Below are 19,218 nucleotides of genomic sequence, written 5' to 3' on the forward strand. Positions count from 1 at the left end.
TGTCAGCAACCCGACCGTGGCCGAACGCGCTCCGGCGGTCTCTTGTTTTCAAGGACACCTATGAAGTGGCAATTCTGGATTGACCGTGGGGGCACCTTCACCGACATCGTGGCGCGCCGTCCCGATGGCACGACCACCACCGCAAAGATGCTGTCGGAAAACCCCGAGCAGTACCGCGACGCCGCAGTGGCCGGCATCCGCAAGCTGCTGGGCATCGCACCCGGCCAGCCGGTGCCCGCCGACCAGGTCGAGTGCGTGAAGATGGGCACCACGGTGGCCACCAACGCGCTGCTCGAGCGCAAGGGCGAACGCACCTTGCTCGTCACGACGCGCGGTTTCCGCGATGCGCTGCGCATCGCCTACCAGAACCGCCCGCGGCTTTTTGACCGCAACGTGCTGCTGCCCGAGATGCTGTACGAATCCGTGGTCGAGGCGGACGAGCGCGTCGCAGCGGACGGCGAGGTCATCCAGCCGCTGGACGAAGCCGCGCTGCGCCGCGACATGCAGGCAGCGTACGACGACGGCATCCGCGCGGTCGCCATCGTCTTCATGCACGCCTGGCACGCCACCGGCCACGAACAGCAGGCCGCGCGCATCGCCAACGAGATCGGCTTTACCCAGGTGTCTGTCTCGCACGAGGTCAGCCCGCTGATCAAGTTCGTCTCGCGCGGCGACACGACCGTGGTGGACGCCTACCTGTCGCCCATCCTGAAGCGCTACGTCGATCAGGTGGCCAGCGAACTGCCGGGTATCCGGCTCATGTTCATGCAGTCCAGCGGCGGCCTGACCGACGCGCACCGCTTCCGCGGCAAGGACGCAATTCTCTCGGGCCCGGCCGGCGGCATCGTCGGCATGGTGCGCACCAGTGAGATCGCCGGTTTCCCGAAGGTGATCGGCTTTGACATGGGCGGCACGTCCACCGACGTGTCGCATTACGCGGGCGAGTTCGAACGAGAATTCGAAACCCAGGTGGCCGGCGTGCGCATGCGCGCGCCGATGATGAGCATCCATACGGTCGCAGCCGGTGGCGGCTCGATCCTGCATTTCGACGGCGCGCGGCTGCGCGTCGGTCCCGATTCCGCGGGCGCCAATCCGGGACCGGCGTGCTATCGCCGCGGCGGTCCGCTGGCAGTGACGGACTGCAACGTCCTCCTGGGCAAGATCCAGCCCGATTTCTTCCCCAAGGTGTTCGGTCCCGATGCCAACGAGGCCCTGGACCGCGACGCCGTGGTCGAACGCTTTTCCGCGATGGCTGATGAAGTGCGCGCCGCCACGGGCCGCGAGATGTCGCCCGAGCAGCTTGCCGAAGGCTTTCTCGAGATCGCCGTGGGCAACATGGCAGAAGCCATCAAGCGCATCTCGGTGCAGCGCGGCCATGATGTCACCGAGTACGCGCTGACCGTATTCGGCGGCGCGGGCGGACAGCACGCCTGCCTGGTGGCCGACGCGCTGGGCATGACGACAGTGTTCGCGCACCCGCTGGGCGGCGTGCTGTCGGCCTATGGCATGGGGCTGGCGGATCAGACCGACATGCGCCAGAAGACGGTCGAGAAGGTGCTGGACGCGAGCCTGATGGGCGAGTTGAAGGACGAACTGGATGTTCTGGCGGGCCAGGCGGTCGGCGAACTGCGCCGCCAGCACGTCGCCGAAGCCGACATCACGGTGCAGCGCCGCCTGCACCTGAAGTACCGCGGCACCGACACCGCGCTGGAAGTGGCGTACTCGGACGTGGATCAGGCGCGCCGCGACTTCGAAGCCGCCTACCGCCAGCGCTATTCGTTCCTGATGCCCAACCGCGAACTCGTGGTCGAGACCATCTCGGTCGAGGCAACCGGCGGCGGCGAGCGCGTGGGCGAAGCGTCGACGTCGCGCACCCGCGAAGGCGCGCTGACAGCCCGCCGCGTGGTCAGCATGTACAGCGCCGGCGCCTGGCGCGACACGCCGCTTTACGTGCGTGAAGACATGGCTGGCGGCAATGTGGTTGCAGGCCCCGCGATCATTTCCGAGCCCAACCAGACCACGGTCGTCGAGCCGGGCTGGCAGGCCGAACTGACGGCGCAGGATCACTTCGTGATCCGCCGCGTGGAAGCGCGCCGCGAGCAGCGCAAGGTCGGCACGCAGGCGGATCCCGTCATGCTCGAGGTCTTCAACAACCTCTTCATGTCGATCGCCGAGCAGATGGGCTACCGCCTGCAGAACACGGCGTACTCGGTCAACATCAAGGAACGCCTGGACTTCTCTTGCGCCATCTTCGACGCGCAGGCCCGCCTGATCGCCAACGCGCCGCACATGCCGGTGCACCTGGGTTCCATGGGCGAGTCCGTGCGCACGGTCATGAACGCCAATGCCGGCAAGATGAGGCCCGGCGACGCGTACGTCGTGAACGATCCGTACCACGGCGGCACGCACTTGCCTGACGTCACGGTCATCACGCCGGTGTTCGACAAGGCGGGGCGCGAGATCCTGTTCTACGTGGGATCGCGCGGCCACCACGCCGACATCGGCGGCACCACGCCCGGCTCGATGCCGCCGGATTCCAAGACGGTTGAAGACGAAGGCGTGCTATTCACGAACTTCCAGCTCGTCAAGGACGGCGAGTTCCGCGAAGCGGCCGCGCGCGGGATCCTGGGATCAGGCCGCTGGCCGGCGCGCAACCCCGATCAGAACATCGCCGACATGCACGCGCAGATCGCCGCCAACGAAAAGGGCGTGCAGGAACTCTTGCGCATGTGCGATCACTTCGGCCTGGATGTCGTGCGCGCCTACATGGGCCACGTGCAGGACAACGCCGAAGAGGCCGTGCGCCGCGTGATCTCGGTGCTGAAGGACGGCAGCTACGAATACCCGCTGGACAACGGCGCGGTGATTCGCGTGGCCGTACGGGTGGACACCGAAGCGCGCAGCGCGGTGGTCGACTTTACGGGCACCTCGGCGCAGCTGGACAACAACTTCAACGCGCCGGGCGCGATCGCCGTGGCCGCCGTGCTGTATGTGTTCCGCACGATGGTCAACGACGACATCCCGCTGAACGACGGCTGCCTGGTGCCGCTGTCCATCATCGTGCCGGAAGGCTCGATGCTGCGTCCGAACCCGCCGGCTTCGGTGGTCGCGGGCAACGTGGAAACGTCCATGTGCATCGTCAACGCGCTGTATGGCGCGCTGGGCGTGCTGGCCGCCAGCCAGGGCACCATGAACAACTTCACGTTCGGCAACGCGCGCCATCAGTACTACGAGACCATCTCGGGCGGCACGGGTGCGGGTCCGGTGCGCATCGACGCGGCGGGTCCCCACGACGAAGGGTTTGCGGGTACGTCGGTCGTTCAGGCGCACATGACCAACTCGCGCCTGACCGATCCGGAAGTGCTGGAGTTCCGCTTCCCGGTCCGTCTGGAGTCCTACGAGATTCGCAAGGGCTCGGGCGGCAAGGGCCGGTATCCCGGCGGCGACGGCGGCATACGCCGCATCCGCTTCCTGGAAGACATGACCGCGGCCATCCTGTCGAACAACCGGCGTTACGCGCCGTTTGGTCTGGCGGGCGGCGAGCCGGGCGCCATGGGCCGCAACACGGTTGAACGCGTGGATGGCACCATCGAGGAACTCGGTCCGCAGGACAGCGCGCAACTGCGTCCGGGCGATGTCTTCGTGGTGGAAACGCCCGGAGGCGGCGGTTACGGCGCGCAGTGATGCACGCCAGGGTGTCCGGTCCCGATCACTCGGGATCGGACATCACGTCCAGCGCGATATCGGCGCGTGCCTTACGGTCGTAGACGCGCAGGACGACCGCCTCATCGGTTATTTCGAACATCGCCGTCGCCAAGGTGTTCTCGTCGTCGGGATCGTCCTTGGCGGTCCGCAGGATCGGCAGCTTGCCCTCGGTATCCAGCAGGGCAGCCAGCATGTCGGCGCTGCCTGATTCCGGCAGCCATCCATCCACCAGGCCTTCGATCCGGTTCTGCCGCGCCCGCGACGAATCGGTGACGATCTGCGCCTGGCCGCGGGTGGCCGCGTGCACCATGTGGTTGGCGTGGCCGTAGCGCCGGCCGATCTCCTGAATGGACACCGAACCCGGCGTGACCTCGGCGCTGAGCAGGCGTGGGTCCGACGCCGCGCCCAGCGTGTGATGAAAACCGCCGGCGTGGGGCAGGTCGTGCAGCAGCGCCACCGCCTCGTCCAGCGTCGTGCAGTCCAGGACCGCGCGCGCCGCGAACATGCGGGGCACGCCCGCATGGCGCTGCCGGGTACGCAGGTTGTTGATGGTCTGCACCAGGCCCACGCGATTGGCGGCGAAGGTGTGGCCGGGCAGGGAGCCTGGGTAATAGAAGCTGAGATAACCCGGCGCGTCGTCCAGCGCCACGTCCACCAGATGGCAGCGGCCATACAGATAGGGGTCGCCGTCCTCGTTGTGGCCGATCCAGCGCGTGCCGTCTGCGGTGCGCAGGGCGGCCGATGTGCAGCCATCCGTGGTGCTGTGCAGCAGATCGCCGCGGCAATGCCATAGCAGCACGTCCTTGAGCGGCATGCGCAGACCTTCGGCCAAACCTTCGAATTCATCCCAGATCTGCGGCAGGGCGGCCTGCGTCTGCTGCGCCAGCTCGTCGACGAAAGGATGACCGCGCCACGGCCGCAGGGCTTCCCAGGTGCCGCTCTGTTCCAGATAGGACCCCATGATGGGACGGGCCAGCTTGCCCAGCGCCACGCCGACCTGGCGGCGGTTTCCAGCGATGCGTACGTATTTGCAGGCCATCGAAAACCTCCGGATGTCTCGCGGATTGTACGGGGTCTGCCGTTCCGCCGGGCTCCATCCGATGCGTTAAGATCGTCGATAAGTTGCGCCGGCGAACCCGGCGCGGCCCAGGAATCATGCCCTTACAACAAGCCCGGGGTGCCTGGCGCTCCCCAAGAGGAGAGTTTCATGATCAAACGTAAAGTCGCCGCCGCTATGGTGGGCCTGTCCCTGACCCTGTTCGGCGCCGCGTCGGCCGCTCAGGCCCAGGGCAGGGAATTGGTGGTGGCCACCGATACCGCTTTCGTGCCGTTCGAATTCAAGCAGGGCAACACGTACGTCGGCTTCGACGTCGATCTGTGGGCGGCCATCGCTAAGGAACTCAACCTCAAGTACAAGCTGCAACCGATGGACTTCGCCGGCATCATTCCCGGCCTGCAGACCAAGAACATCGACGCCGCGCTTGCGGGCATCACGATCCGCGACGACCGCAAGAAGGTCATCGACTTCTCGGATCCCTACTACGAAAGCGGCCTGGCCATCCTGGTGGGCGAAAAGAACACCGACATCAAGGACGCCAAGTCCCTGGCCGGCAAGACCGTCGCCGTCAAGACGGGCACCGCGACCGTGGACTTCCTGAAGGCCCAGGTGCCGGACGCCAAGCTCAAGCTGTTCCCCAACATCGACAACGCGTATCTTGAACTGGCCACCGGCCGGGTCGATGCCGCCGTCCACGACACGCCGAACGTCCAGTATTACGCCAATACGGCCGGCAAGGGCCGCGTGAAGGTGGTCGGCTCGGTCAAGAGCGGCGACTTCTACGGCATTGCCTTCCCGAAGGGCAGCGAACTGGTCCCCGAGGTCAACAAGGCGCTCGCCAACCTGAAGGCCAGCGGCGAGTACGACGCGATCTACACCAAGTGGTTCGGCAAGAAGCCCTGACCGGCTCGGCAAGCGGCACTTTTCACGGACGCGCCGTGTAAGCCGCGGTGAAGGACCGGGTCCGGCGCGTTGCCGGATTCGGTGGTGGCAAGCGTCACCGCTCCCGACCGCGAGGCGCGTCCGCCATGATGCGGGCGCGCCGCTGCGCGCCATAGGGGGAAGATCGTGGAGTTTGACTGGGCTGTCATCGAGGAAGCGTTACCCAATCTGCTGACGGGTACGCTCATGACCATCAAGATCACGTTCTGGGGCCTGGCGGGCGGCTTTCTGCTCGGGGCGCTGTCGGGCGTGACGCGGGCCTACGGGAACGCGATCTTGTCGGGCATCGCGCAGGTCTATGTCGCGGTCATCCGCGGCACGCCGATCGTGGTGCAGGTCATGTTCATCTACTTTGCGCTGCCGCTGCTGGCAGACATCCGGGTCGACGCCGAATTCGCGGCGATCGCCACCCTCATCATCAACTCGGGGGCGTACATCTCGGAAATCGTGCGGGGGGCGCTGCTGTCGGTCCATAAGGGCCTGAAGGAAGCAGGGCAGGCGATGGGCCTGCCGTTTCACAAGATCCTGCTGCACATCATTGGTCCCGTTGCGTTCCGGCGCATGATTCCGCCGCTGGGCAACCAGTGCATCATCAGCCTTAAGGATTCGTCGCTGTTCATCGTGATCGGCGTGGCGGAACTGACCCGTCAAGGGCAGGAAATCATGGCCAGCAATTTCCGGGCGGTCGAAATCTGGTCCGCCGTGGCGATCATCTATCTGATCCTCACGGGGCTGATGGCATTGACCCTGCATCTGGTCGAAAAGAGGATGCGCATCATATGAGCATGGTTGAATTTCATAACGTCACCAAACGCTTTGGCGACTCGACGGTGCTGAACGGCATCTCGCTCAACATCGATGCTGGCGAGGTCGTAGTGGTGGTCGGGCCTTCAGGCTCGGGCAAGTCCACTTTCCTGCGTTGCATCAACGTGCTGGAGACGATCAACGACGGCGACCTGCTGGTCGATGGCCTCAGTGTGAAAGGCGACCCGGCCACCGTACGCGAGATCCGGCGCGAGGCGGGCATGGTGTTCCAGCAGTTCAATCTGTTCCCGCAGATGACGGCACTGGAAAACGTCATGTTCGGACCCGTCCACACCCGGGGTCAGAGCCGCGACGAGGCCCGTCAGCTTGCTCAGGGGTTGCTGGCAAAGGTGGGGCTGGCCGAACGCATGAATCACTACCCTTCGGAACTGTCCGGGGGGCAGCAGCAGCGTGTGGCAATTGCCCGCGCGCTGGCGATCATGCCCAAGCTGATGCTGTTCGACGAGCCCACGTCCGCGCTGGATCCCGAACTGCGTCACGAAGTGCTGAAGGTCATGCGCGACCTGGCCGAGGAGGGGATGACGATGGTAGTCGTGACGCACGAGATGGAATTCGCGCGCAAGGTCGGCAGCCGGCTGATCTTCATCGATGCCGGCAAGATCGCTCATGATGGTCCGCCGGAGGAGCTGCTCAGCAATCCGCCCAGCCAGCGCTTGAAGGACTTCCTGCAGCACGTGACCTGACATGAAAAAGGCGTCCGGCTTGTGGCCGGACGCCTTTTTTTGGTGTGCGCGGTAAGTAGGGCCTCAGCCCTTCACGCGGACGATCTTCTGCACCTGCGGCACGTGCCGGATGGCGCGGATGACCTGGGCCAGATGCTTGCGGCTGTCGACCTGGATGGTCAGGTGCAGCGACACGGTGGACACGGCGTCGTCGTGCATCGTGACATGCATGATATTGGCGTCGGCGGCGGTGACTTCCGCTGCCAGCCGTCCCAACACGCCGCGTTCATTGCGCGTGACGATGTCCAGACGCGTCGCCAGATGCTTGGCGGTCTGCGCGTCCCAGCCCACGTTGATCCACCGCTCGGGCTCGCGCAGGCGCTGGCGCAACGCGACGGGGCAATCGGCCGTGTGCACCACCAGGCCGTGACCCATGCGCATTCCGGCCACGATGGGATCGCCGGGCAGCGGACCGCAGCAAGGCGCCAGCTGCACCGCCTGGCCTTCGTTGCCCTGGATCAGGATGGGGGCGCTGCGCGCCGAGGTCAGTTCGTCGACCGCGGCGGCCGTGGTGGCGACCAGTTGGTGCTCCGGCGCAAATCGGCGGGCAACCACCGCGGCAAGCCGCTTGCCCAGTCCGATGTCGGCCAGGATTTCCTCGCGCGAACTGGCGCCGGTGCTGCGCGCCAGCTTTTGCCAGCCCGGGTCGTCGGTGGCGGGCAAAGGCATGTGCAATTCCTGCATTGCCTGGGCCAGCAAGCGTTCGCCGAAAGCCACCGACTCTTCGTACTTGACGGTACGCAGGTAGTGGCGGATTTCAGAACGCGCCCGGCCGGTGCGCACATAGTTCAGCCATTGCGCATTGGGGCGCGAGGCCGGCGACGTGACGATTTCCACGGTGTCGCCGCTGCTCAGTTCGGTGCGCAGCGGCACGAACTCGCCATTGACCTTGGCCGCGACGGCCTGATTGCCGATGTCGGTGTGAATCGCGTAGGCGAAGTCGACGGGCGTGGCGCCGCGGGGCAGCGAAATGATCTTGCCGCGCGGCGTAAAAACGTACACGGCGTCCGGGAACAGGTCGACCTTGACGTGCTCGAGGAATTCGCCTGAATCGCCGGTCTGGCTCTGGATGTCCAGCAGCGATTGCAGCCACTGGTGCGTGCGCTTTTGCAGATCGTTGAGCGTCAGATCCGCGCCCTTGTATAGCCAGTGCGAGGCGACGCCTTCCTCGGCGACGTGGTGCATGTCGCGCGTACGGAACTGGAACTCGACCGGCGTGCCGTAGGGGCCGACCAGCGTCGTGTGCAGGGACTGATAGCCGTTCACCTTGGGGATGGCGATGTAGTCCTTGAACTTGCCGGGCACCGGGCGGAACAGCTGATGCAGCGTCCCCAGCGCCAGATAGCACTCGGGTAGCGTGTGGACCACGATGCGGAAACCGTAGATGTCCAGCACGTCCGAGAAGGACTTTTTCTGGTCGACCATCTTGCGGTAGATACCGAACAGCGTCTTTTCGCGGCCGCTGACTTCGGCCTCGATGCCGGCCGCGGGCAGGGCGGCCCGTACGGAGTCGGCGATCTTGGTGATGACCTCGCGGCGGTTGCCGCGCGCAGCCAGGACGGCCTTGTACAGCACCTGGTAGCGGTTCGGGTGCATCGCGGCAAAGCACAGATCCTGCAGTTCGCGGAACAGCAGGTTCAGGCCGAGCCGATGCGCAATGGGCGCATAGATGTCCAAGGTTTCGCGGGCGATGCGGCGGCGCTTTTCGGGATTGACCGCGTCCAGCGTGCGCATATTGTGCAGCCGGTCGGCCAGCTTGATGAGGATGACGCGCACGTCGCGCGCCATCGCCAGCAGCATCTTGCGGAAGCTCTCTGCCTGTTGTTCGGCCTTGGTGGCGAAGTCCAGGCGGTCCAGCTTGGACAGGCCATCGACCAGCTCGGCGACTTCCGGACCGAATTTCTCGGCCAGCTCGTGCTTGGCGATGCCCTGGTCTTCCATCACGTCGTGCAGCAGGGCGGCAGACAGCGCGTTGACGTCGAGCTTCCAGCCCGCGCAGATTTCGGTGACGGCGATGGGGTGAGAGATGTAGGGCGAGCCGCTGGCGCGGAACTGGCCCAGGTGCGCCTGGTCCGCAAAGCGATAGGCTTCGCGCACGCGCTCTACATCATTCTTGTCGAGATAGCTGCCGATGATTTCGGTCAGCGGCGCCAGCGAGGCGACCGGGGATCCGGTCGCGTCCGCCGCTTCTTGTGCGGCGACGGACGGTGGCGTGGGGGAATTCTTGTCTTTCTTGCCCGTGCGGCGCCCGAGACGGGAGCCGGCACGTAGTGCGGCAAGCAGACCAGATGAAGCGTACTTCAGCCCGGGAAAAGCCATGCTTGCAGCCCCCCGGAGCGTATCAGGTGGGAACTTTACGCAGCATTTCCACGCCGGTGAGTCCGCCAGCGATTTCGCGCAGGGCCGTGACCGTGGGCTTGTCCTTGCTGTCCAGGCGCGGGGCGTGGCCTTGCGCCAATTCACGGGCGCGGTACGTCGCGGCCAGCGTGAGCTTGAAACGATTGGGGATTTGATTCAGACAGTCTTCGACAGTGATGCGAGCCATTAGGACACCTGGTGCTGATGGATGATGGGGAGAATGCGTTCGGCTCAGTGTTCGGCCGGGATGCCAAGTTGCGCAAACAACTCGGCGTGACGGGCGGCCTGAGACGAAAAACGCAGCCGTGCGGCGCTGACGATTTGGGTCAGCTCCGACAGGGCTACGCTAAATTCTTGATTAATAATAACATATTCGCATTCAGGCGCATGGGCGATTTCGCCGCCTGCGGCCATCAGCCGGCGGGCGATGACTTGGGGCTCGTCCTGGCCGCGCGCCTTGAGGCGGCTTTCGAGCTCGTCGATGGACGGGGGCAGCACGAAAATGCCGATCGCGCGCGGAAAACGCTGCTTCACCTGGCGCGCGCCTTGCCAGTCGATTTCCAGCAGCACGTCACGTCCCTGGCTGGTCGCCTCGTCGATGCGGTCGCGCGGCGTGCCGTAGAAATTGCCGTGGACTTCGGCCCATTCCAGCAGGTTCTGCGCTTCGCGCATGCGCTTGAAATCGTCGATCGAAACAAACCGGTATTCGCGGCCGTCTTCTTCGCCGGGGCGGGGCGCGCGCGTCGTGCAGGAAATGGAAAGTAGGATGGAGGAGTCCTGGGCAAGCAGGGCCTTCACGAGGCTGGACTTGCCGGCGCCGCTGGGCGCGACGACCATGAAGACGTTTCCGGGAGTGGCGTGCATGAATGAATGTGACCGGCTGTGATGCTGAGACTCGAAGAATAGCAAATCGCGCGGTTGGCCGCGCGCTCCGGCAACGCGTGAAGCCATGCCAGGCGGACGTTGGATCCAGCCGGGCGGACGTTGGATCCAGACTACCGACGCGCAGTGTGGGCGGCGCAACGGGCGCGTGTCATCCCTTTGGCGGGAATGTAGAAAGTGTGTCGCGCCTGGAACCTTCGCTTGCAGCATCCGTAAGACGATTCGGGTAGGATTTCGCGCATTCATAAGACGGAGAATCCGATGAACACGAACGAGATCGATCCGCCCCGCGTCGCCCTGGTCACGGGCGCCGGCACCGGCATTGGCCGCGCAGTCGCGCTGGAATTCCTGGCGCAGGGTTACCGGGTCGTGCTGGCGGGCCGCCGGCGTGAGCCCCTGGAAGCCACCCGGACGGCCGCCGGGGAAGACGGTCTGCGGGCACTCGTCGTGCCCACGGACGTATCCGACGAGCAGGCAGTCCGCGATCTCTTCGATACCGCCCAGCGCGAATACGGCCGCCTGGACGTGCTGTTCAACAACGCCGGGCGCGGCGCGCCGGCCGTGCCGATCGAGGAATTGCCGGTTGCCGTGTGGCGCGAAGTCGTCGACACCAACCTGACGGGCATGTTCCTGTGCGCGCAGGCTGCGATCCGCATCATGAAAGCGCAGAACCCGCGAGGCGGCCGCATCATCAACAACGGCTCGATTTCCTCGCACGCGCCGCGGCCGTTTTCCATTGCCTATACCGCCACCAAGCACGCGGTGACCGGGCTGACCAAGTCGATCTCCCTGGATTGCCGGGCCTACAACATTGCATGCGGCCAGATCGATATCGGCAACGCCGCCACGGAAATGACCGAGCGCATGGCTGCCGGCATCCTGCAGGCCGATGGCAGCACCAAGGTCGAACCGCGCATGGACGTTGCGCACGTGGCGCAGGCCGTGGCCGCAATGGCCCGTCTGCCGCTGGACGCCAACGTGCAGTTCATGACGCTCATGGCCACCAACATGCCGTTCGTGGGCCGGGGCTGAGCGTCATTTAAGGAACGAAACCGCCGGCACGAGCGTGCCGGCGTTTTTGCGTTCATCCCCAGGCGCCCAGTGGGCGCCGTCCGCCGGCCTTGCGCTTAGCGTGAGGCCTGAGCAAGCAGTTGCTTGGGCGGGGTATCCAGATAGGCGCGGGCGCCCAGGTAACGTTTGGACCAGTAGGCCGTCTTCATGTCGTCGACGCGTACCTTGGTGCCGCGGCGGGGGGCATGAACGAACTTGTTCTGGCCAATATAGATGCCGACGTGCGAGGTGACGCCGCGTCCACGGGTGGCGAAGAACACCAGATCACCGGGGCGCAGTTCCTTCTTGGCGGACACGGTCTTGCCTTCGCTGCGCTGGGCGCGCGCGGTGCGCGGCAGCTCCAGGCCCGCGATTTCGCGGTAGACATACAGGACGAGCCCGCTGCAATCGAAGCCGTCGGCGTCATCGCCGCCCCAGCTGTAGGGCGTGCCGATGGCCTCCAGGCCGGCCTGCACGACGCGCTCGCGCAGCGTCAGGACGGTGGGCTCTTGCGCGAGGCTTAAGCCGCTGAGGGTGGGGCGGGCTTGTTCGGCGGCCAGCGAGGCTTGGGCGGCGCCAGGAATCCAGGAGAGCGTCAGGGCCAGCAGGGGCGCTGACAGAAATGCGGGCGTGCGGAATTGGGTAAAGCGAAACTTTCGCGTGGGCGGCGTCATTACGTCACTTCAGAAATCGGAGTGGGCGGCATGGCTTTGCCTATGAGGCAAGCCGGCGGAAAGGGGAGCGGTTTCCAGGCAGAAAGCAAGAAACGCCTCAAGATTATAGTGTAATAATGTTTCATTACATTTGTAGTGCAATGCAGCATAATCACCGGCCTGTTGTTACTGTGCGCCCACCGCGCCACGTAACAGGCTCATCGGAAATCGCGTATGAGCGGGCCGTTGCGTGCGATAGCCACGACGGCGGCCCTGATGACATTTCATTGCCCAACGCCTCGGGCATAATCGACCGCATCGGCCCTCGGTATTGCCGTTGCGCAAAGCCGATGCCAAAAAAGACAGATAAGAAGGCGGAGTAAAGCTCAATGATGAACGCAGTACACCCTTTGTCGTCCATGAACCGGCCTGAGGCCCTGCCGTTTGAACCCTTCCAGGACGCGTTGTCCGCCGTAGACCGGCTGGCGGAAATCTATGCGCGCAATACGGCGTTCCTGCGTACCGCGTTTCGCGAGGTCTTGAAGGGCACGGGCAATGGCAGCGCGCGATTCCGCGCCTACTACCCGGCCATCCGCATCGTCGTCGAAACCTACGATCCCATCGACACCCGGCTTTCCTATGGCCACGTGGCCGAACCGGGTTACTACCAGACCACCATCACACAGCCGGTCCTGTTTCGCGATTACCTGATCGAGCAGATCGGCCAGTTGTTGCAGAACCATCGGGTGGCGGTCGAAGTGGGCGAGTCGGATTCCCCGATTCCGCTGCATTTCGCGTTTCCCGAGGGCGCCTACGTGGAAGGCGAGCACCTCGAGGCGCTCAAGCGCCCGCTGCGCGACCTGTTCGACGTGCCGGATCTGGCGGTCACCGACGACGCCATCGTGAACGGATCGTGGCGCGGCAAGGAAGGCGAACCCAAGCCGCTGGCGCCGTTTACCGCGCAGCGCGTGGATTATTCGCTGCACCGGCTGCAGCACTACACCTCGACGGCGCCCACGCACTTCCAGAATTTCGTGCTGTTCACCAACTACCAGTTCTATGTCGACGAGTTCTGCGCCCGGGCCCGCGCCCTGATGTCCAGCGGCAACGAAGACTATGAAATGCTGGTCGAGCCCGGCAACCGCATCACGCGCCGTGGCGAAAGCGGTCCGGGCGACGAGGCCCAGGCCGTGCGCTTGCCGCAGATGCCGGCTTACCACCTGGTGCGCGGCGATCACTCCGGCATCACGTTGGTCAACATCGGCGTCGGGCCGTCGAACGCCAAGACGATCACCGACCACATCGCCGTGCTGCGTCCGCACGCGTGGCTGATGCTTGGCCATTGCGCCGGCCTGCGAGATTCCCAGCGCCTGGGCGACTACGTCCTGGCGCACGGCTATGTCCGTGAAGACCACGTGCTGGATGACGATCTGCCCACTTGGGTGCCCGTGCCGGCGTTGGCGGAAGTGCAGGTGGCGCTGGAGCAGGCGGTCGAAGAAGTGGCCGGGCTGTCCGGTTGGGACCTGAAGCGCATCATGCGCACGGGCACCGTGGCGACAATCGACAACCGCAACTGGGAGTTGCGCGACCACGTCGATCTGGTGGAACGCTTTGCCCAGTCGCGCGCGATTGCGCTGGACATGGAATCGGCCACGATCGCGGCCAACGGATTCCGCTTCCGGGTGCCTTACGGCACCTTGCTGTGCGTGTCGGACAAGCCGCTGCACGGCGAACTGAAACTGCCCGGCATGGCCAGCGCCTTTTACCGGCGTCAGGTCAACCAGCATCTGGAAATCGGCATCCGGGCGCTGGAGCGGCTGCGCGACATGCCGCCGGAGCGGCTGCATTCGCGCAAGCTGCGCACGTTCATGGAAACGGCGTTTCAATAAGACGGCCGCTGCCGGGAGGGCTCCGGGGCGAATCCGTCCCCAGCTCCCGGCCATTTTTCATGTCGGGGCCGATTGCGCTATTCTCGCGCGTTGCTCGGTAATCCCAGGGCGTTCGCAGCGTATTGCGCGAGCGCCATCCAGACGTGAAGGAACGCATTTTGGCACCATCGGAAAACGATGACCGTCGCTCAGGCGGCACGCGCAACGCGCAGGCGGACAGGCCGTCCGAATTGCGGCGCACGCTGTCGGCGCGCCACCTGACCATGATCGCGGTCGGCGGGTCCATCGGCACCGGACTCTTCGTGGCGTCGGGCGCGACCATCGCCAAGGCCGGCCCCGGCGGCGCGCTGCTGGGCTATGTGCTGATCGGCATCATGGTCTATTTCCTGATGACCAGCCTGGGCGAACTGGCGGCCGCCATGCCGGTGTCCGGCTCGTTCTCGACCTATGGCGCGCGCTATGTCGAAGACGGCTTCGGCTTCGCGCTCGGGTGGAACTATTGGTACAACTGGGCGGTGACGGTGGCGGTCGACCTGGTCGCGGCGCAGCTCGTCATGGCGTACTGGTTTCCCGACGTGCCCGGCTTCTATTGGAGCGCGCTGTTCCTGGCCATCACTTTCGGACTGAACGCCATGTCCGCCCGTGGGTTCGGCGAGGCCGAATTCTGGTTTGCGCTGATCAAGGTGATTGCGGTGCTGGCCTTCGTCACCATGGGCGTGATGATGCTGCTGGGCATCATCCGCGGTGGCGAGACGGGCGGGCTGGCCAATTGGACGGTGGGCGACGCGCCCTTCGCGGGCGGCTTTGCCGCGCTGATCGGCGTGGCGATGGTGGTGGGATTTTCGTTCCAGGGCACCGAACTGATCGGCATTGCCGCAGGAGAATCCAAGGATCCGGCCCGCAATCTGCCGCGCGCGGTGCGCCAGGTGTTCTGGCGCATTCTGCTGTTCTACGTGGCGGCGATCCTGGTCATCGGCCTCTTGATTCCCTATACCGATCCGCATTTGCTGCGCAACGATGTCGAGGACATCAGCGTCAGCCCGTTCGCGCTCATCTTCGAACGCGCAGGACTGTTGGGTGCGGCCTCCGTGATGAACGCCGTGGTGCTGACGTCGGTGCTGTCCGCCGGCAATTCGGGCATGTATGCGGCCACGCGCATGCTCTACAGCCTGGCGCGCGAAGGCAAGGCGCCGCGGATCTTCGGCCGGATTTCGCGTAGCGGCGTGCCCCTGTGGGCGCTGCTGGCCACCACCGTCGTCGCGGCGCTGTGCTTTTTCACCTTTCTCTTCAGTCCCAACGACGTCTATATCTGGCTGCTCAATACGTCGGGGATGACCGGGTTCATTGCGTGGCTGGGCATTGCCATCAGCCATTACCGATTCCGGCGGGGTTACGTGAAGCAGGGCAACAGCCTGGCGGATCTGCCGTATGTGTCCCCGTTCTTCCCCTTCGGTCCGATCTTCGCGTTCGTGCTGTGCCTGATCATCACCTTGGGTCAGAACTACCAGGCGTTCCTGGAGGACAAGATCCAGTGGGGCGGCGTGGTCGCCACCTACATCGGCATTCCGCTCTTTTTGCTGATCTGGGCCGGCTACCGCCTGACGCGCGGTTCGCGCTTTGTCAGCTACCGCGACATGCGTTTTCCGGACGCGCGCGCCCGTAGCGAATACCTGGATTCGGCCCTGCGGGGCGAGCCGGCGACGGGCGAGAGCCGCTAACAGGGTGGCCGGCAGGCGGGGGTAGCAACCCCCGCGGGCGCCGCGCCCCTTACTCGATGTTCTGCGCCTGCTCGCGCATCTGCTCGATCAGCAGCTTCAGGTCCATGGCGGCGCGGGTGACTTCCATGCTGCCGGCCTTGGAACCCAGCGTGTTGGCTTCACGGTTCATTTCCTGGAACAGGAAATCCAGGCGCTTGCCCGCGCTGCCGGCGTTCTTCTTGCCGGCCGCGGGCTTGCCGCCGCCGTCGGACAGCAGGTGACGCAGTTCTTCCAGGTGCGAGCGCAAGCGGGACAGTTCTTCGGCCACGTCGATGCGCAGGGCAAAGAGGTTGGCTTCCTGCGACAGGCGTTCGGACAGTTCCGCGCCGGAAATGTGGGTGAATCCGCCGGGGAATGCGGATTCGACGCTTTCGCGCAGCTTGGCGGCCTGGCGCTCGCGGTGGTCAGCCAGCAATTGCGGCAGATGCGCCTGCACGATGTCCACGACGCGCGCGACGCCATCGGCGCATTCGCGCATCATGCCGGCCAGGCGTTCGCCTTCGCGCTCGCGGCCTTCCTGAAGCTGGGTCAGGGCCTGCTGCGCGGCCTGCAGGCACGCGGCGCCCCAGATCTGCGGGTCCAGGGCGTCGTTGCCGCGCTGGCCGGGCCAGTTGAACAGTTCGGCCAGACGCGGGGATGCGATGTCCGGAATGATGCGGCGCGCGGCCTGCAGCTGTTCGGCCAGGCTGTCGAGCCAGGCGGGATCCAGCTTGGACAGGTCGGCGTTGGCCGCACGGGTGAAGGACACGCGGATTTCGACCTTGCCGCGGCCCAGGTTGGTGGTCAGCAGCTCGCGCAGGGGCGTTTCCACGTGGCGCAGTTCGTCGGGAAGACGGAAATACAGGTCGAGAAAGCGGCTGTTGACGCTGCGCAGTTCTATGGCGAGAGTGCCTTGTTCTAAGTCTGCTCGGGCGTTGCCGAAGGCGGTCATGCTGCGGATCATGGTGTGCGTGTCCTGGTGATTCTTGGAATAGGAGCCGGTTGCGCCGGGGCCCGCGGCGCCCAGGTCCTGGGCAGCGGGTCTGTGTTTTCAACCGGATACATCGCGGCAGGATACTCCAAGCGAGATTGTCTTGTGACGCCTGCCCGTACAATGCCGCGAATCTAAGCCAAGTCTGGAGCCAGTTGTGACCACCATCCCCACGAATGTCCGGCCGTCGGGCCGCGCCGCCGACCAATTGCGTCCGTTCAGCCTGGAGCGTGGCTTTACGCGATACGCCGAAGGCTCCGTGCTGGTGAAGGCGGGCGACACCCATGTGCTTTGCACGGCAAGCGTCCTGGACAAGGTACCGCCTTTTCTGAAGGGCAAGGGCGAAGGCTGGGTAACGGCTGAATACGGCATGTTGCCGCGGGCCACGCACACGCGCGGCGACCGCGAGGCCGCGCGCGGCAAGCAGAGCGGCCGCACGCAGGAGATCCAGCGCCTGATCGGCCGCAGCCTGCGGGCGGTGTTCGACATGAAGGCGCTGGGCGAACGCACGCTGCACCTTGATTGCGACGTGCTGCAGGCCGACGGCGGCACGCGCTGCGCCAGCATCACGGGCGCCTGGGTCGCGGCGGCCGACGCGGTGGGTCTGCTGATGAAACGTGGCGATCTGGCCACCAATCCGATCCGCGACGCCGTCGCTGCGGTGTCGGTGGGCCTGGTCAACGGCCAGGCGGTGCTGGATCTGGACTACCCGGAAGATTCGGCCTGCGACGCCGACGTGAACGTCATCATGACGGGCAGCGGCGCATTCGTGGAAGTGCAGGGCACGGGCGAGGGCGCGACGTTCACGCGGGCTGAGCTGGACACGATGCTGGTGCTGGCGGAAAACGGGATTGCCAACCTGGTGAAGGCCCAGCGCGCCGCGCTGGCGTGAGCTGTGTGGCGCCTGGTCCGTCGTGCGAATCCGGTGTCTGACTTCTGCCGCAGACACTTGCAGCGTAGCCACAACGCAAAAAAAGCCGCAGATGCGGCTTTGTTTGTGCCTGAGTTTCAGGCATTCGCGAATTACTTCGGCAACAGCGCCTCCACCTTGCCTACTTTTTCAAGCCCCCAGATCGTCGCAATCAATCCGCGCAGCTCCTGTTCCGTCGCCGCATCGGCGTACCTGCCCAGGCTGAGCGTCTTGTCCTCGATTTCGGGGCGGCTGAGCGTGTTGCCCGGGTCGCCCTTGGGTTCGTCGACGCGGCCATGCAGCACGCGGCCGTCGCGGGTGTACACCGTGACCTTGCCGATCCAGCGTTGCGGGTAGGCGCCATCGACTTCCGCATCAAGCGCCATTTCGACCTTGCCGCGGAAGGCGGCGACGCCCGGGTCGTCCAGGCCAGCGTCGAATTCCGCCAGACCGGCCCGGCCCTGGCGCGCGATCAGAGCCAGCACCGTACCCATCGAGAACTTTGATTGGTGCACCGTCTGCGGATTGACGACTGGACCAAGAACGTCGATGGCGCCTTGGTGGACGTGCGCCACGACGCGTTCGACGTCGTCCTCGGTCAGGTGGTTGTCGCGCAGCGCCTGCTGCAGCGCGTCGGCGGCCGGATGCGTGTGGCGGCACGAGGCATGGAACTTGAACGAGGTTTCGGCCAGCGCCCAGCGCTGTCCCAGGCGGTCGCACAGGCGGCTGGGGTCGGCGTCGGTGGACATGCCGGCCGCCATGCCCTGCGGGCCTTCCAGGATGTGGCGTGCGCCGGTGAACCCTTCGCGCGCCAGGTAGGCCGCGGTGATGCCGTCCGCGGCCGCCTTGGCAGTGTGCAATTGCTTGGAATCAGCGGCGTCGCGCAGGAATTCCCACAGCCCCGCGGCCTGCGTGCCGGCCGAGCCCAGCGCGTGCAGCATCTGCTCAGGGGACAGGCCCAGCAGCCGGCCGGTGGTAACCGCGGCGGCCAGCGTGCCAGCCGTGCCGGTCGTGTGGAAGATCTTGTAGTGCGAGCGGCCCAGAAACTCGCCGACCCGAATGCCGACCTCGTAGCCGGCCACGGCGGCGGTGAGCAGATCGCGGCCCGAGGAGCCCAGCGCCTGCGCCACGGCCAGGGCAGGAGGAAACACCACGGCCGCCGGGTGAAAGACCGAGCCGTTGTGCACGTCGTCCTGTTCCACCACGTGCGCGGCCGCCGCGTTGACCATGGCGGCAAAGAGCGGCGTGGTGCGGCGGCGGGTGATCAGGACTTCACTGGGACCATCCGCCGGCCCCATCGCGGCGGCATAGCGGTCGATCGCCTGGACTGCGCGGGCCGACGCGCCGGCCAGGATGGAAGCTAGGCAATCGAGCAGCAGGTCTTCGGCGCGGCGCAGCACCGGGGCGGGAATGTCTTCGTAGCGCAGGTTGGCGGCAAAGGCCGCGAGTTCGGCGCTCAGGTGCGGGGTGTCTTTGTCTGCGGTCATGTCGGAAGATG

At 65.5% G+C, this 19,218-nt stretch carries 15 protein-coding genes; 8 read left to right on the plus strand and 7 right to left on the minus strand.

All coding sequences use genetic code 11. From position 1 onward, the window contains the following. Window positions 1–60 precede the first annotated feature (60 nt). A complete protein-coding gene (locus KW836_RS14510; RefSeq protein WP_218343711.1) occupies window positions 61–3,684 on the plus strand; it encodes a hydantoinase B/oxoprolinase family protein in 3,624 nt (1,207 codons plus the stop codon). A 25-nt stretch (window positions 3,685–3,709) separates the two neighbouring features. On the opposite strand, the gene KW836_RS14515 is transcribed toward KW836_RS14510, so the two are convergent. Further along, the gene (locus KW836_RS14515) at window positions 3,710–4,744 is read right to left on the minus strand and encodes a C45 family peptidase (RefSeq protein ID WP_218343712.1); all 1,035 of its coding nucleotides are present in this window, start codon (window positions 4,742–4,744) and stop codon (window positions 3,710–3,712) included. A 168-nt stretch (window positions 4,745–4,912) separates the two neighbouring features. Between KW836_RS14515 and glnH the strand changes: the two genes are divergently transcribed. From glnH to glnQ, 3 genes are all read left to right on the plus strand, one after another. Next, a complete protein-coding gene (gene glnH / locus KW836_RS14520) occupies window positions 4,913–5,665 on the plus strand; it encodes a glutamine ABC transporter substrate-binding protein GlnH (RefSeq protein ID WP_175121679.1) in 753 nt (250 codons plus the stop codon). A gap of 165 nt (window positions 5,666–5,830) precedes the next feature. Further along, window positions 5,831–6,487: a glutamine ABC transporter permease GlnP gene (glnP, locus tag KW836_RS14525; protein WP_175121678.1), complete on the plus strand. Its 657-nt coding sequence runs from the start codon at window positions 5,831–5,833 to the stop codon at window positions 6,485–6,487. Then, window positions 6,484–7,212, plus strand: a complete 729-nt coding sequence (glnQ, locus tag KW836_RS14530; protein WP_175121677.1) for a glutamine ABC transporter ATP-binding protein GlnQ — start codon at window positions 6,484–6,486, stop codon at window positions 7,210–7,212. Before glnP ends, glnQ begins: the two co-directional genes overlap by 4 nt. A 63-nt stretch (window positions 7,213–7,275) precedes the next feature. Here the strand turns inward: glnQ and KW836_RS14535 are convergent, their stop codons facing one another. Genes KW836_RS14535 through gmk form a run of 3 tightly spaced genes read right to left on the minus strand, consistent with a single transcriptional unit; the run spans window position 7,276 to window position 10,473 of the window. Next, entirely contained in the window at window positions 7,276–9,570 is a 2,295-nt protein-coding gene (locus tag KW836_RS14535) for a bifunctional (p)ppGpp synthetase/guanosine-3',5'-bis(diphosphate) 3'-pyrophosphohydrolase (protein WP_175121676.1), read from the minus strand. Between the two features lie 22 nt (window positions 9,571–9,592). After that, window positions 9,593–9,796 carry a DNA-directed RNA polymerase subunit omega gene (rpoZ, locus tag KW836_RS14540; RefSeq protein ID WP_006219679.1) on the minus strand — a complete coding sequence of 68 codons (204 nt, stop codon included), beginning with the start codon at window positions 9,794–9,796 and terminating at the stop codon, window positions 9,593–9,595. A gap of 44 nt (window positions 9,797–9,840) precedes the next feature. Further along, window positions 9,841–10,473 carry a guanylate kinase gene (gene gmk / locus KW836_RS14545; RefSeq protein ID WP_175121675.1) on the minus strand — a complete coding sequence of 211 codons (633 nt, stop codon included), beginning with the start codon at window positions 10,471–10,473 and terminating at the stop codon, window positions 9,841–9,843. A gap of 279 nt (window positions 10,474–10,752) precedes the next feature. On the opposite strand from gmk, the gene KW836_RS14550 reads away from it, so the two are divergent. Next, the gene (locus KW836_RS14550; protein ID WP_175121674.1) at window positions 10,753–11,523 is read left to right on the plus strand and encodes an SDR family oxidoreductase; all 771 of its coding nucleotides are present in this window, start codon (window positions 10,753–10,755) and stop codon (window positions 11,521–11,523) included. A 95-nt stretch (window positions 11,524–11,618) separates the two neighbouring features. Here the strand turns inward: KW836_RS14550 and KW836_RS14555 are convergent, their stop codons facing one another. Next, the gene (locus tag KW836_RS14555; RefSeq protein WP_175121673.1) at window positions 11,619–12,215 is read right to left on the minus strand and encodes a C40 family peptidase; all 597 of its coding nucleotides are present in this window, start codon (window positions 12,213–12,215) and stop codon (window positions 11,619–11,621) included. Between the two features lie 368 nt (window positions 12,216–12,583). Between KW836_RS14555 and KW836_RS14560 the strand changes: the two genes are divergently transcribed. Both KW836_RS14560 and KW836_RS14565 read left to right on the plus strand, forming a co-directional pair. Beyond that, window positions 12,584–14,083: an AMP nucleosidase gene (locus KW836_RS14560; protein ID WP_370633028.1), complete on the plus strand. Its 1,500-nt coding sequence runs from the start codon at window positions 12,584–12,586 to the stop codon at window positions 14,081–14,083. 158 nt (window positions 14,084–14,241) lie between these two features. Next, window positions 14,242–15,801, plus strand: a complete 1,560-nt coding sequence (locus KW836_RS14565) for an amino acid permease (RefSeq protein ID WP_218343714.1) — start codon at window positions 14,242–14,244, stop codon at window positions 15,799–15,801. Window positions 15,802–15,850: 49 nt separating this feature from the next. On the opposite strand, the gene KW836_RS14570 is transcribed toward KW836_RS14565, so the two are convergent. After that, complete coding sequence (locus tag KW836_RS14570; protein WP_218343715.1) at window positions 15,851–16,783, minus strand: YicC/YloC family endoribonuclease; 933 nt, start codon at window positions 16,781–16,783, stop codon at window positions 15,851–15,853. A gap of 184 nt (window positions 16,784–16,967) precedes the next feature. Between KW836_RS14570 and rph the strand changes: the two genes are divergently transcribed. After that, window positions 16,968–17,702, plus strand: a complete 735-nt coding sequence (rph, locus tag KW836_RS14575) for a ribonuclease PH (protein ID WP_175136609.1) — start codon at window positions 16,968–16,970, stop codon at window positions 17,700–17,702. Window positions 17,703–17,833: 131 nt separating this feature from the next. On the opposite strand, the gene KW836_RS14580 is transcribed toward rph, so the two are convergent. Further along, the gene (locus KW836_RS14580) at window positions 17,834–19,207 is read right to left on the minus strand and encodes an MmgE/PrpD family protein (protein ID WP_218343716.1); all 1,374 of its coding nucleotides are present in this window, start codon (window positions 19,205–19,207) and stop codon (window positions 17,834–17,836) included. Window positions 19,208–19,218 lie beyond the last annotated feature (11 nt).

Origin of the sequence: Achromobacter sp. ACM05, from assembly GCF_019218915.1 — a bacterium.
GTDB classification, from domain to species: domain Bacteria; phylum Pseudomonadota; class Gammaproteobacteria; order Burkholderiales; family Burkholderiaceae_B; genus Achromobacter; species Achromobacter animicus.

Coding starts and splice junctions, on each gene's coding strand:
- rpoZ (WP_006219679.1), bottom strand. CDS start 9,796: ATGGCTCGCATCACTGTCGAAGACTGTCTGAATCAAATCCCCAATCGT.
- KW836_RS14570 (WP_218343715.1), bottom strand. CDS start 16,783: ATGATCCGCAGCATGACCGCCTTCGGCAACGCCCGAGCAGACTTAGAA.
- KW836_RS14580 (WP_218343716.1), bottom strand. CDS start 19,207: ATGACCGCAGACAAAGACACCCCGCACCTGAGCGCCGAACTCGCGGCC.
- KW836_RS14560 (WP_370633028.1), top strand. CDS start 12,584: ATGATGAACGCAGTACACCCTTTGTCGTCCATGAACCGGCCTGAGGCC.
- glnH (WP_175121679.1), top strand. CDS start 4,913: ATGATCAAACGTAAAGTCGCCGCCGCTATGGTGGGCCTGTCCCTGACC.
- KW836_RS14535 (WP_175121676.1), bottom strand. CDS start 9,570: ATGGCTTTTCCCGGGCTGAAGTACGCTTCATCTGGTCTGCTTGCCGCA.
- gmk (WP_175121675.1), bottom strand. CDS start 10,473: ATGCACGCCACTCCCGGAAACGTCTTCATGGTCGTCGCGCCCAGCGGC.
- KW836_RS14550 (WP_175121674.1), top strand. CDS start 10,753: ATGAACACGAACGAGATCGATCCGCCCCGCGTCGCCCTGGTCACGGGC.
- KW836_RS14510 (WP_218343711.1), top strand. CDS start 61: ATGAAGTGGCAATTCTGGATTGACCGTGGGGGCACCTTCACCGACATC.
- glnQ (WP_175121677.1), top strand. CDS start 6,484: ATGAGCATGGTTGAATTTCATAACGTCACCAAACGCTTTGGCGACTCG.
- KW836_RS14515 (WP_218343712.1), bottom strand. CDS start 4,744: ATGGCCTGCAAATACGTACGCATCGCTGGAAACCGCCGCCAGGTCGGC.
- KW836_RS14555 (WP_175121673.1), bottom strand. CDS start 12,215: ATGACGCCGCCCACGCGAAAGTTTCGCTTTACCCAATTCCGCACGCCC.